This is a genomic window from Ensifer sp. Root278 (assembly GCF_001429285.1).
Taxonomy (GTDB): domain Bacteria; phylum Pseudomonadota; class Alphaproteobacteria; order Rhizobiales; family Rhizobiaceae; genus Ensifer.
Genome location: NZ_LMJJ01000008.1, coordinates 110,421 through 123,633, shown reverse-complemented (window position 1 = coordinate 123,633; position 13,213 = coordinate 110,421). Strand labels below are relative to the sequence as shown.

Genomic DNA, 13,213 nt, shown 5'->3' with positions numbered 1-13,213 from the left:
CCTGGGGAGGTGGCCCATCCTGTGCGGCTGACTTTCGGCGGAGGTGTCGGGAATTCTTGGAATCAAGCATCGACGACAGCGGCATGCCACCCTCCCGCGTTCAAAGCTGTAATGAAACCCCTATATTCGAATGTTAACAAACTCTAATGCGGAAAGACAAGCCGTAATCTTTCGCAGTCAATAAATCTTCATAATCCGCTAGATTTTTACTTAAACCGGAAAGCATATGACAACTGCGTTACAGAATTTTCATAATAGATCTGTCGCCATTAACGGATTGGTTTGAATGGATTTTATAGCTCCTACGAGCTAATCCGGCCGCCTCTTTTTGATGACCCAAAGTGATCAGAGGCCCGATCTGCTCAGCGCCGCTTCGTCCGCCACATGACCGCCATTCGGGTGTCGATTAATCGCTTCGCGTTTAACGAGCGATAAAATTGCAATCACCAATTGCGCGCGGATAGTCTACGATCGTTGCGATGCCTTGCCTGCCTCCGGGAACTCCGATCTGAAAACGAGCGGAACCAGACAGGGCGGACGGTGTCCGCTGCCGAGATCACGCGATTTTGCAAGCAGGCCGCCTCCCAAGAAGCCGTGTTTGGCCGATAATCGAGCGATCGGAAACCGGAGGACGAGCTATGCGCCCTGGCTTCGCAGGTACGTTGCTGACCATTGCGTTGCTCCTGTCGGAGCCGACTGCTCTTCATGCAGTCGACGTCACGCGTTCGGGCCAGCCTGTGTTTGACCGCGTCGTCGAACTGGTGGATGAGGAATTCTACGACACAACGGCGCTGGCCCGCTTCAACGCCGCTGCTCGGGCACAAATCGACGGGAGGTTGCACTCGATCGCGACCACGAGCTCACCCAGCGACGTCGACGACGCGATCACATCGGTCCTTTCCAGCCTTCGGGTCTCGCATACCGGACGCTACAAGCCCGATACGATCGACTATTTCGAACTCTCCGACATTTTCCGTTTCGCAATCCGGAATGACGTGCGCCGCCTCTTTCCGCCGGATGGCGAGGTCCGCTATCCCGGCATCGGCATGGTGACGGCCGTTGACGGTGATCGTCGCTTCGTTGCCGATGTCTACGATGGATCGCCCGCCGAGAAGGCCGGCCTGCTCGTTGGTGACGAGATCCTGTCGGTTGACGGGCTTCCCTACCGGGAAATCGGCTCTTTCGCCGATAAGGTAGGTAGAAGCGTCGAGATCCGGCTTCGACGCCATCGCGATGCCGCATCGATTTCGGCGAAAGTCCAGGTGGAGCGCTTGCGGCCGCTGCCGATGTTCGAGCGGGCGATCGACAAAAGTCTTGCACTCAGCGAACGCGATGGCCACAAGATCGGTTACGTGCGGATGTGGACGCTCTCAACGCGCAATGGCCTCAATATTGTCGCGGAAGCCCTTGCGACCGGCCGCCTCAAGAACGCCGAGGGTGTTGTCGTTGACTTGCGCGGGCGCTGGGGTGGTGGCCCTGCCGATGCGGCGGAGCTTTTCGTTGGCGACACGCCGTCCTTCCGGTTGGTGCCGCGCCGCGGGGATGCGACACTCGCAAACTTCCGTTGGCGAAAGCCGGTAATCGCGCTGATCGATAAAGGTACGCGTAGCGGCCTGGAGCTCTTCGCCTACGCCCTCAGGCAGAATGCCATCCCGCTGGTCGGTGAACGGACGGCGGGCGCCCTGCTCGCAGGCCGCGCCTATGTCTTGCCGGATGACAGTCTGCTCGAACTCGCGGTTTCCGATGCGGTGATCGACAACGACCTTCGGCTCGAAGCTGTTGGCATCGAGCCGGATATTTCGGTGGCGTCGCCGCTTGCCTATGCGGCAGGAAGGGATCCACAGCGGGAGGCGGCGGTCAACGAGATGGCCAGGATGCTCGCCGCCGGTAAAAATGGCCGGATTTCCGCGCCACTCGACCCAGCGCTGACACGCTAGTCCGCGCAATGTTCATGCCCCAGGCGCGTCACGCCAAAGCCTCGAGCGCAAGCGCGCTCTAGCGGCTAACACGTACCGGCGACGACTGTCGCGGTCGAGCGCAATTCGACTTTGCCCGCCCGGATCGACTGCCGGGCAAGATCCAGAACCTCAGCCTTGATACGCTCCCGCGTTGCAATATCCGCCTGGCCCAATCCCGCCACCACGGGTGCGGCGATTTCGGTCATGAAGGTCCAATAGTCTTCGGGCGTGTCGTGAACCATCGTGGTCGTGACCTCTTCCTCACGGACGTCTCGCAGGCCCGCGTCAGTAAAGACGGCAGTCATCAGGCCCTCGGGCGCACAGCGGAACAGGCCGGGGGCTCCCGCCGGCGGTTTCGGCATTTCCACGTGGCGCGCAATGGTCGACATGATCGTCGTTGCCCAGATGTTCTTGTCAGGCGAGGCCCAGACGGCAGCACAAACACGTGCACCCGGTTTCGCGACCCGCTTCAATTGTTCGGCTGCTGCCGCAACATCAGGGAAAAACATGAAGCCGAACCGGCAAAGAACAGCGTCGAACGTCGCGTCCGCGAAAGGCAATGCACCGGCCTCGCAGATCCTGGTTTCAAAATTCGTCAGACCGCGGTTCCTGGCGTTTTCGCTCGCCACCTGAAGCATGCGCTCGGATAGATCCGTGACGGTGACGCGCCCGTTCGGGATCGAGGCGGCGACGGTCAGTCCCGGCTCGCCTGTCCCAGCAGCGACGTCAAGCACCTGATCGCCGTCTTTGATCGCTGCTTGGCGGATCATCGCCTGGCCGAAGGGGGCAAGCCAGCCGAGAACGAGAGCGTCCCATTTCTTCCAGCCGGCTGAAAAGCGGTCCCAGGTTTCTCTTTGCTGATCGCGGATTTGATCGAGATGCGCGGACATACTGGTTCCTCCCTTGGAGCCGTTTTTCGACCTCGTTTGGCGAAACTATGAACCCGCTTTCGGATGGTACAAATCAATTTTGCGCCGGGATACGAGGGCCTTTGTGACCGCGGTTACATGTGAGCTTAGACAATCCGCTCTAGGGTGAGAGCGTAAGGCACGCTATATTCCAATTAAAGATACCGGGAAGGAGAGATTCGCACCGATGTCGAACCGGACGAACGTCAAGAATAGCGGCCGGATAGAGCCCAGCGACGAACAATCCCTCGGTGATCAATTGCGGATGATGCATCGGGCTTTCATGGCCTCGCCGCTACGCAACAAGATCATTTGGCTCAGCATAACCATCGTCGTTGTCATCGTTGTGACAGCCTTCGGCCAGATCATCCTCAATCGATGGTACAAACCGTTCTACGACACGCTCGAGCGACGCGACCTGCCCGCCTTTCTTCATCAGTTGGTCGTCTTCGCCCAGATCGCTGGCGTGCTTCTCGTCCTCAACGTCCTGCAAACCTGGCTCGGACAGGTCATCAAGCTGCGCCTGCGCGAGGGCCTGACGGAAGATCTCATAACCGAATGGATGCGCCCCTCGCGCGCGTTTCGTCTGGCGAACGCCGGCGCAATCGGCATCAACCCGGATCAACGCATCCATGAGGATGCACGCCACCTGACCGATCTGTCAGCCGGGCTTTCAATCGGGCTTTTCCAATCGGGTATTTTGCTGGTGAGCTTCATCGGCGTGTTGTGGTCGCTGTCCGACGGCTTCGTCTTTCATGTGTCTGGCTACGCCTTCGCCATTCCCGGCTATATGGTCTGGGCCGCCATTCTCTATGCAGGCACGGCCTCGTGGCTAAGCTGGCTGGTCGGCCGTCCGCTGGTGGCGCTGAACGGTGAACACTATGCCCGTGAGGCGGCGCTGCGCTTCTCGCTGATGCGCGTTAACGAGCATATCGAGGCGGTGTCTCTATCTTCAGGCGAGGCCAATGAAAAGAAGCGCTTGCAGCGCGATCTCGCCTCGGTGCTCGAGATCAGCTACGGCCTGTTGCGCGCGGTGACACGCCTGACCTGGGTGACGGGCAGTTATGGTTGGATCACGGTCGTTGCCCCGATCGTCATTGCGGCGCCGGTTTACTTTGCCGGCGACCTGAGCTTCGGCGGGCTGATGATGGCGGTCGGTGCCTTCAACCAGGTGCATGCGTCGTTGCGCTGGTTCGTCGACAACATCGGCGCGATCGCCGACTGGCGTGCCACGCTGCTACGCGTTGCCGCCTTCCGTTCCGCATTGCTGATGACCGACGAAAGGCACGAGGGCGACAAACGTATCGACTTCAAGACGTCGGAAACGTCGCAGATGAGTTTCGACAATATCGAAATCGTCTCGCCGACGGGCTGCATCACGCTGCGGGAGCAGAGCGTGACAATCGATCCGGGCGAACGGGTGCTTGTCACCGGTGCGCCCGAGGTGGAGAAGGCGCCGTTCTTCCGGGCGATCGCTGGCCTTTGGCCCTGGGGTCACGGCCGCATTGCACTGCCGGTCGATGATGGCCTCGCCTTCGTTCCGAAGTCACCTTACTTCCCGCCCGGGACCCTGGGCGAAGTTCTCGCCTATCCAGGTCCAGCCGATAGCTACAGCAAGGGTGAACTTGCATCGGTGCTCTCCAAGGTCGGGCTTGGTCGCCTCAGCGGCCGGCTTGACCAGGATGCGCGAAAGCAGATGAACCTCAGCGAAGCGGAACAGCGCCTTTTGGCGATTGCCCGGCTCAGCTTGCACAAGCCGCGGTGGCTGATCATAGACGAGGCGCTCGACACGCTTGAGGACGACGCCTACCAGCGCGTTCTGAAATTCATGGACGAAGAACTCCAAGGTGTCGCGATCGTCAATATCGGACGCACCGAACGCGGCAATGACTTCTTCACCCGCGTGCTGCACCTCGACAAGAACCCGGCAGGCAATACGCTGCGGCGACTGCAGCCAAGGAGCCTTCAGCCCGCCGATCCGCAATTGGTGGATTGAAGCAAGCGAGCCATTCGGAAGCGCCAGTAACGCATTGAGGAAAATAGAAAACCGCGCATTCGTCGAATGCGCGGTTTTGCCTTACCTAGCGTAAGTTTCCTTAGCGCGCCCGCAGCTTCATATGGCGGTTCACGTCCTTGTAGAGCAGATAGCGGAACTTGCCCGGACCACCGGCGTAGCAGGCCTGCGGGCAGAAGGCGCGAAGCCACATGTAGTCGCCGGCCTCGACCTCGACCCAATCCTGATTGAGCCGGTAGACCGCCTTGCCTTCGAGCACGTAAAGGCCATGCTCCATGACGTGTGTCTCGGCGAAGGGAATGATCGCGCCGGGCTCGAACGTGACGATTGTCATGTGCATGTCGTGGCGCAGGTCCGCCGGATCGACGAAGCGCGTCGTCGCCCACTTGCCGTCGGTGCCAGGCATCGGCGACGGGGTGATTTCGGCTTCATTGGTGAAGATGGCTTCCGGCACAGGCAAGCCATCGACATACTCATAGGCCTTGCGCACCCAATGGAAGCGAACCGGCGCTTCGCTTCCATTGCGAACGCTCCAGTTGCTGGCCGGTGGAATGAAGGCGAAGCCGCCCGGCTGCATCTTGTGCGCCTTGCCGTCGAGCGTAACGGTCAGTTCGCCTTCGACGACGAAGATCGCGCCCTCGGCTCCCTCGTCCAGTTCGGGCTTGTCGCTGCCACCGCCCGGAGCGATTTCCATGATATATTGTGAAAATGTTTCAGCAAAACCGGAGAGCGGACGGGACAATATCCACAGCCGGGTTTTATCCCAGAACGGCAGATAGCTGGTGACGATATCCATCATCGTCCCCTTCGGAATAACGGCATAGGCTTCGGTGAAGACCGCGCGATCCGAAAGGAGTTGGGTTTGCGGCGGGTTGCCGCCATGCGGCGCATAGTAACTACGGTTGGTCATATCTTCCTTCAGTCTGCTGGCAGGCACCGCCTCCTCTTATCAGCGGTGCAATTGGTTCGTTTGAGCGTCAAAGCAAGGCGGTGCGAAGATCGCGGGGCTGATCCTTCTCCTCGTCCAGATCCAGTTCCGCTTCCACATGGTTCAGGTGTTCGGCCATTTCCTTGATCGCGCTCGCGACATCGCGCGCTGCGATGTGTTCGACTACGGCCAGATGTTCGTCCGGCCCGCAATTGTGAAGGTGGTTCGAACGGTACATCGCGGTGATCAAGGATGTACGGGAGACCAGGTCGCGCAGAATGCCGAAGAGAAAGGCCGAGCCCGAGAGTTCCGCGAGCAAAAGGTGAAAACCGCCCGAAAGCCGAACGATATCAGAGAGATTGCCGGATCGGCCGGCAATGCGCTCTTCCTCGATATGGCCTCGCAACCGGACGATATCCTTGGAGTTGGCGCGTTCACACAAGCGCTCGACGACGCGCTGCTCGATGGCCCGGCGGGCAACGAAGACATCGCGCGCCTCATCGACGGAGGGCTCGGAAACGAAGGCGCCGCGGTTCGGCATGATCGTCACCAGGCCGTCGCGCTCCAGCGCGGTCAGTGCCTGTCGGATGCGCGCCCTGCTGACGGAGAATATTTCGGCAAGTTGCTCTTCTTTCAAGCGCGTTCCCGGGCGTAGCCGCCGCTCTGCAATCGCAAGCCAGATCTTCTCGCAAATGATCGCCGTCGGAGCACCGGCGGCTTCGTCCGCGTTGTACATGAAATCTCCCTTAGCCGTTCGCTTACTCTCGCCGTGCGGCGCTCAAAGTCAATTCCATCAGCTGCAGTTAGATATTGACTACAAAATTGTAGACAATATTGTGTACCGCAACTTGATGTGCAATGGCAACTGCTTAAACACGACCGCGCGACCGGCCCGAAGCCGGGGCGCGATGCCACTTGAGAGCCCCGATGGACCTTAATTTCACTGAACTGCCGGACCAGGAGAGGGGCGTGATGCGCACTCTGGACACCACGGCCGACGTCCCCTTCGCAACCGTCCTCCGGAAAACGAGCTGATCCATGCGTCTCCTGCTCATCAACCCGAATTCCACTCGCTCCATGACCGAACAGGCGCATCGCAGTGCGGAGCGCGTCGCAGCACCTCATACCTTACTGGAGTCCATTAACCCTACGTCAAGCCCGGCCAGCATTGAAGGGCATGCCGACGAAGCCATGGCCGTACCGGCGATGCTCGCAGAGATTCGTAAGGGCGAGATGCGCGGCGTCGACGCCTATGTCATCGCCTGCTTCGATGACCCGGGCCTTGGTGCTGCGCGTGAGATCGCACGTGGTCCGGTGATCGGCATCTGTCAGGCGGCCGTGCAAGTGGCGATGAACATCGCGACCCGCTTTACGATCATCACCACCCTGCCCCGTTCCGTGCCGATCATCGAGGATCTGGCTGACGCCTATGGTGCCGGTCATCGCTGCCGCAAGGTCCGTTCGGTGGACATGCCGGTGCTGGCGCTGGAAGAGGACCTCGCCCATACCGAGGAGATGCTGGTGCAGGAGATCCTCAAGGCGCGGCAGGAAGATGGTGCTGAAGCAATCATTCTCGGCTGCGCTGGCATGTCAGAGCTCTGCGACCGCCTGAAGGCGCGCACCGGCATGCCTGTCATCGACGGCGTGACCGCTGCGGTGAAGCTAGCCGAAGCGCTGGTCGGCGGCGGCTATGCCACCTCAAAGGTCGGCGCCTATGACTATCCCCGTGCCAAGGAAAACCCGGCCTGCAGGCTGGCTGACGTCGCCGGCTAAATCTTAAGCCTTTACGGGCCACCGGGCGGCACCCCGTCCGGTAGCGCTCGCGCTGGTGCCGATTGGCTAGATCAGCGCATCAAGGCGTCAAGCTGCTCCTGCAGCGTCGCCACCTTCTGCTCGAGCGCTTCCAGTCGTTCTTCGAGGGCGGATAGCGCCGAGCCACTCGGAGCCGAAGACACCACAGCCCTCTCGGCAGCCGGCTGCTCGACTTCACCGCACAGCAGATGCGCGAAGCGGTCCTCGCGCTGACCGGCGCCTCGGTTCAATTGAACGATCAGTGGCGGCCGGCGGCCCATCATCAGATCGAGATTGTCCTTCAGCTCCTCGATCGAGGAGAACCGCGCCATGCGCTCGCTGCGTGCCCAGAGCTCGTAAGCGGTCTGCGGACCGCGAAGAAGCAGAAGACCCAGCATGACGATCTGCGGCGAGGTCAGCGAGAAGCGGTTGGCTACCAGGTGCTCGTAGCGCTCGACCCTGGACGCAAACGCCTGGCGGACCAACCCCTTCTGCGCCAGCGACGAGAGCGCGCGGTGGACGTCAACCTGTTCGACCGCCATGACGGGATCGCGGGCCGTCTTCTGGTTGGCGGCTGCATGCGCCGAATTGAGCGTCAGCGGGTAGACGTCGGGCGTCGTTTCCTTCTTCTCGATCAGGCAGCCGAGAATGCGGGCTTCAACGGCATTGAGGATGGGGAAATCGGTGTCGGAGGTCGTGTTCATAAGCCAACTCTTCAAATCAACGCATTCGATCCCAACCGAGCCCCCCAAGCGGAGTGCAGCCCGGCTTTCGGCCCCTACCCTAACGTGAGTGTCGAAGCCCGGAAATGGTCATCGGTCTATTTCGTTGAATTCCGGTTAGCACCGTAGCATTCGCCTGACGACAGGGATACGAAACACGGTCGTCCGCAATTCGGGTCGCCTGAACATCGGCCGAAAAAAGAGGCTCCGCGACTGACACGACACGGAGCCCAAGGCTTCAGGGAACTCGATGTGTCAGGCCGCGTGGATCGCCTTCGCCGTCTCTTCGATGCGGTGGCAGGCGGCACGCGAACCGTCGGCGAAGTTGCGCATTTCCGGCCGTTCGCTCTTGCAGCGCTGGTCCGCAAAGGGGCAGCGTGGATGGAACGTGCAGCCGGACGGCGGATTGAGCGGGCTCGGCACCTCGCTGGCAGCGATACTGCGCCCACGCTTCGGATGGGTAATGTCCGGGATCGTCTCAAGCAGCAGTTGCGTGTAGGGATGCCGTGGATTGGCGAAGAGCGTTTCGGTGTCCGCCTCTTCGACGATGCGCCCGAGATACATCACCGCGATACGGTCCGACATGTGGCGCACCACGCTCATGTCGTGGCTGATGAAGAGATAGGTCAGCCCCATCTCGTCCTGCAGTTTGCGCATGAGGTTCAGGATCTGGGCCTGGACCGACACGTCAAGGGCCGAGGTCGGCTCGTCGCAAACGAGGAACTCCGGCTCGCCGGCAAGCGCCCGTGCGATCGATATGCGTTGGCGCTGGCCGCCGGAGAATTCATGCGGAAACTTGGTTCCGTCCGAAGGCGCGAGGCCGACGATCGTCAGCAGTTCGCCGACACGCTCCATGATCTCCGCTTCCGAATTGCGAAGCTTCAGCTCGCGCAGCGGCTCGGCGATGATGTTGCGCACGCGCCAGCGCGGATTGAGGCTGGCATAGGGATCCTGGAAGATCATCTGCGCCGAAAGCGGTTGCCCGTTCTTGCCGGGCGCAAACCGTACCTCGCCTTCGCTCGCCCGGTAGAGACCGGTGACGAGCCGCGCGACCGTCGACTTGCCGCAGCCGGATTCGCCGACGAGGCTGAGGCAGCCGCCCATCGGCACCCTGAAACTGATGTCGTCCACCGCCCGCACGAACTGCTGCGGCTTGCGCTCGATCACCCGGTTGAGCCAGGGCGCGGAAACATCGAAATTGCAGGTCAGGTCGTTGACCGTCAGGGCATCACTCATAGAACTCCTCCTGCATTGAGCCAGCAAGCAGCAACGCCGCTGCCGAACGGGGCCGGCTCGGGACGATCCTTGCGGCAGCGCGGCCCCGCCTCAGGGCAACGCGGGTTGAAGGCGCAGCCGGTCGGGATTGCGTTCAGCCGCGGCATCGAACCGTCGATCTGGTTCAGGCGCTCGACGCGACGGCCGAGTGCCGGGATCGAGCCCATCAGACCGCGGGTATAGGGATGACGCGCATTCTTCAGCACGTCGCCGACCGGACCGATCTCAACCAGCCGTCCGGCATACATGACCGCGACACGGTCGGCGGTCTCTGCGATGACGCCCATGTCGTGGGTGACCAGCATGACCGCGGTTCCATGATCGTCGCAAAGACGGCGGAGCAGCGAGGTGATCTGCGCCTGGATCGAGACGTCGAGTGCCGTCGTAGGCTCGTCTGCAATGATCAGCTTCGGCTCGGCGGCGAGCGCGAGCGCAATGACGACGCGCTGGCGCATGCCGCCCGAGAACTGATGCGGATAGTGGTCGTAGCGCGCTTCAGGCGCCGGAATGCCGACCTCCTTCAGAAGCTGGATGGCGCGCGCCTTGGCGTCGGCCTTGGAGAGCTTCAGATGGAGGCGGATTGTTTCGACGAGCTGCGCGCCGATGGTGAAGAGCGGGTTGAGCGAGGTCAGCGGATCCTGGAAGATCGCGCCGATCTGGCGGCCACGCACGTTCTGCATCTCCTTGTCGCCGAGCTGGTCGATGCGGCGGCCGGCGAGCCAGACCTCTCCGCCGGAGATACGGCCGGGCGGCTCCAGCAGTCCCTGGACCGCAAGGCCGGTCATCGACTTGCCGGCGCCGGATTCGCCGACGACGCCGAGGATCTCGCCCGGGCGAATGCTGAGCGAAACGTCTGAGAGTGCCGAAACCGTGCCATGGCGCCCGGGGAATTCGACGCAGAGGCCGCGAACGTCAAGCACGGCCGATGAAGCAGTTTCCGTCATCGCGGCACCTCCAGAGGGTAGCTCGGCGGGAAGATCTCGCTGACCGGCGGGTGACCCCAGCTTCTTTCGGGATATTTGGCGATCAGACCATCGAACTGCGCCTGCGCCTTTGCGCGCGCCTCGTTCATATCGAAGCCTGCCACTTCGCCGTCACGCATCGACAGACGGCCATCGACGAAGACCGCCTTGGTGACGCGTCCCGAACCGCCGACCACCAGCGTGGTGATCGGATCGACCGCCGGTGCCATGTGGTGGTCCATGAGATCGAAGACCGCGATGTCGGCCCGAGCACCCGCTTCCAGGCGGCCGAGATCCGACCGGCCGAGGGCCTTGGCGCCGCCAAGTGTCGCGGCGTCGAAGAGATCGGCACAGCTGACGGCGCCCGGATCGTTTTCGACCACGCGGCAGGTGATCAGGCCGACCAGAAGGTTCATCAGCATGTCCGGCGGTGTCGTGTCGGTGCCCATGGCGATGTTGACGCCGCGGGCCTTGACGGAGCGGAACGAATTCAGCGTGCTGCCGCCGCGAGCCGAAACCAGCGGGCAATGGACGATGCTGACGCCGTTTTCGGCATAAAGACGCAGATCGTTATCGGTCGCCTGAGTAGCATGCGGCGCAATCAGCCGGTCGCTGAGGAAGCCGAAGCTTGCCAACCACTCCGGCGCCGTCTTGTCGTGCAAGCGGCGAACGGTATCGACTTCCATGGTGCCCTGCGCCGCATGCAGGCGGATCGGACAATCAAGGTCGCGCGCCGCGTCGGCAGTGCGGATCAGAAGCTTCTCGGTGCAGGTTTCCACCCGGTCCGGAGCCAGCAGCCCCTTGACCAGGCCACCGTGACGCCCTTCGTGCTCGCGGATGAAGCCGATGGCATCCTCGAGGCCCTTCAGGCCCCTTGCTTCGTCGAAGATCGCTTCGAGCTGGCCCGGCGCCGTCACCATCATGCCGCCGGCGCGATAGGCCGGGCTCAGATAGACGCGCAAACCCAGATCGCCGGCCGCGTCGGAAGCGGCGGCGAACTCCGCGACGGTCTCGCCCCACTCGCGGTAGAAGAGCGAGGCGATCGGGGCTGCCGTGGTGATGCCGTTCAGGAGAAGCTGAGCGAAGGCAAAGCGCTTCTGGAACGCCAGTTCCTCCTGCGTGTACATCTCATAGGGCCCGCGCTCGATATAGGAGCGCGGCCAGACGCGACCCTTGGCCCAACCGGGCTGATGGTCGATCGAAAGGATCGTCGTGTCGAGATCCGAAAGTGCATCGAGGTCGATCAGGCCGGGGCTGATCATCGCGGCCCCGAGATCGATCCGCCGAGCTACGTCGCCTTCGAAGTGTGGCCCGACATAGAGCAGCGTGCCGCCTTCAATGACGACCTCACCGTTCGGGATCAGCCGGTGCGAACCGTCCCGGTGACCGAGCACCCATTGCGCCGTCAGAAGCGTGCGTCCCTCGGGACGTTGGCCAAGTGTCAAATCCTTGATGGTGTTCATGGGATTGCTACCTCCGCAATACCGTTTCGAGCGACGACACGTCCGCGCTTGACGACCAGCGGCCGCGGCGCGACGTCGACGACGGCATGGGCCAGCGTCTCGCCGGTGAGCAGGGTGAAATCGGCGTCGCAGCCGACGTCCAGGCCGTATCCCCTAATGTCCATGACCTCGGCGCCCCCCTTGGAGCAGACATGCAGCGCATGTTCGAGATCGACGTCACGGCGCAGGCCATTCTTCATGCCGAGGATGCGGGCGCGGTCCATCATGTCGGGCTGTCCCCACGGACCCCAGGTATCGCGGATGCCGTCGCAGCCGGCCGCGACCTTGACGCCGGCGTCCTTCAAACGGAGGATCGACGGCACGGTCGAAGACGGTGAGCCGGTCGTGACGATACGGATATCGAGCTCGGCAATCTGTTCGATCAGGCCGGCGACGCGCAGGTAATCCGGTGCTCCGAGCGCGAAGGCGTGACTGATCGCCACCTTGCCCTGCATGCCGAGCGCGCGGATGCGCTCGAACATCATCTCCATGCTGAAGGCACCGAGTTCGCCCTGCTCGTGCAGATGAATATCGATTGGCTTTGCATGTTTGTCGGCAAGGCCGAAGATCGCGTCGAGGTGTCCCTTCGGGTCCCAGTCGATGCCGCAGGGATCAATGCCGCCAAGGACTTCCGCGCCATTGCTCAGAGCCTGGTCGAGGAGCTCGACCGTGCCCGGACGAGTGACAAGGCCCGACTGCGGGAAGGCGACGATCTCGATGTCGATGATGCCCTCAAGCGCCTTGCGGGTCTCGACGATGCCTTCCATCAGCCTAAGCCCATGGGTCGTGTCGATGTCGACGTGGCTGCGGATGTGGCTTGCGCCGTTGGCCGCGAGCATGATTGCCTGACGCATGGACTGGCGGTGCGGCTCGATGCCGATTTCGAGCCGCTGCTCGCGCTCGAAGTCGATGCGTTCGCGCAAGCTCGCAGACTTGGCATTGACATGCCAGGGCATGCCCCAGACCGACTTGTCGAGATGCGTATGGGCTTCGACGAGACCAGAGATCACGATATGGCCGTTGCCGTCCTCGGTTGCTACGCCTTCAGCGGAAAGACCTTTGCCGAAGGCCGCGATCTTGCCGTCGCGCACGAGGATATCGGTCGCTTCGCCGGCGTTGGGCCTGACGTTACGGATCAGGAGATTGGACATTA

11 protein-coding genes are annotated in these 13,213 nt (G+C 61.9%); 3 read left to right on the top strand and 8 right to left on the bottom strand.

Annotation, left to right across the window (positions count from 1 at the left end; translation table 11 throughout):
- The first annotated feature begins 638 nt into the window (after positions 1-638).
- Positions 639-1,937, top strand: coding sequence for a S41 family peptidase (locus tag ASE60_RS09465; protein WP_057249561.1), 1,299 nt, complete (start codon positions 639-641; stop codon positions 1,935-1,937).
- Between the two features lie 65 nt (positions 1,938-2,002).
- On the opposite strand, the gene ASE60_RS09460 is transcribed toward ASE60_RS09465, so the two are convergent.
- Entirely contained in the window at positions 2,003-2,848 is an 846-nt protein-coding gene (locus tag ASE60_RS09460; RefSeq protein WP_057249559.1) for a methyltransferase domain-containing protein, read from the bottom strand.
- Between the two features lie 205 nt (positions 2,849-3,053).
- Here ASE60_RS09460 and ASE60_RS09455 point away from each other — a divergent pair, with 205 nt between their 5' ends.
- Positions 3,054-4,862: an ABC transporter ATP-binding protein/permease gene (locus ASE60_RS09455; protein WP_057249558.1), complete on the top strand. Its 1,809-nt coding sequence runs from the start codon at positions 3,054-3,056 to the stop codon at positions 4,860-4,862.
- Positions 4,863-4,962: 100 nt separating this feature from the next.
- Here ASE60_RS09455 and ASE60_RS09450 read toward each other — a convergent pair whose 3' ends face one another.
- Together ASE60_RS09450 and ASE60_RS09445 are read right to left on the bottom strand one after the other, a co-directional pair.
- Positions 4,963-5,790 (bottom strand): bifunctional allantoicase/(S)-ureidoglycine aminohydrolase, encoded by an 828-nt coding sequence (locus tag ASE60_RS09450; RefSeq protein WP_057249556.1) that lies wholly within the window; start codon positions 5,788-5,790, stop codon positions 4,963-4,965.
- 67 nt (positions 5,791-5,857) lie between these two features.
- Positions 5,858-6,544, bottom strand: coding sequence for a GntR family transcriptional regulator (locus ASE60_RS09445; protein WP_057249554.1), 687 nt, complete (start codon positions 6,542-6,544; stop codon positions 5,858-5,860).
- A 302-nt stretch (positions 6,545-6,846) separates the two neighbouring features.
- Between ASE60_RS09445 and ASE60_RS09440 the strand changes: the two genes are divergently transcribed.
- Positions 6,847-7,581 carry an aspartate/glutamate racemase family protein gene (locus ASE60_RS09440; protein ID WP_057249553.1) on the top strand — a complete coding sequence of 245 codons (735 nt, stop codon included), beginning with the start codon at positions 6,847-6,849 and terminating at the stop codon, positions 7,579-7,581.
- Positions 7,582-7,652: 71 nt separating this feature from the next.
- Here ASE60_RS09440 and ASE60_RS09435 read toward each other — a convergent pair whose 3' ends face one another.
- The 5 genes from ASE60_RS09435 to ASE60_RS09415 form a co-directional block, all read right to left on the bottom strand.
- Complete coding sequence (locus tag ASE60_RS09435; RefSeq protein WP_057249551.1) at positions 7,653-8,303, bottom strand: DUF480 domain-containing protein; 651 nt, start codon at positions 8,301-8,303, stop codon at positions 7,653-7,655.
- Between the two features lie 273 nt (positions 8,304-8,576).
- Positions 8,577-9,557, bottom strand: a complete 981-nt coding sequence (locus ASE60_RS09430) for an ABC transporter ATP-binding protein (RefSeq protein ID WP_057249550.1) — start codon at positions 9,555-9,557, stop codon at positions 8,577-8,579.
- Entirely contained in the window at positions 9,554-10,540 is a 987-nt protein-coding gene (locus ASE60_RS09425; RefSeq protein ID WP_057249549.1) for an ABC transporter ATP-binding protein, read from the bottom strand. The genes ASE60_RS09430 and ASE60_RS09425 overlap by 4 nt, the downstream gene beginning before the upstream one ends.
- On the bottom strand, positions 10,537-12,021 hold the full coding sequence (locus tag ASE60_RS09420; RefSeq protein WP_057249548.1) for an amidohydrolase family protein: 1,485 nt from the start codon (positions 12,019-12,021) through the stop codon (positions 10,537-10,539). The genes ASE60_RS09425 and ASE60_RS09420 overlap by 4 nt, the downstream gene beginning before the upstream one ends.
- Positions 12,018-13,211 (bottom strand): amidohydrolase family protein, encoded by a 1,194-nt coding sequence (locus ASE60_RS09415; RefSeq protein ID WP_057249547.1) that lies wholly within the window; start codon positions 13,209-13,211, stop codon positions 12,018-12,020. Before ASE60_RS09415 ends, ASE60_RS09420 begins: the two co-directional genes overlap by 4 nt.
- Between the last annotated feature and the right edge of the window lie 2 nt (positions 13,212-13,213).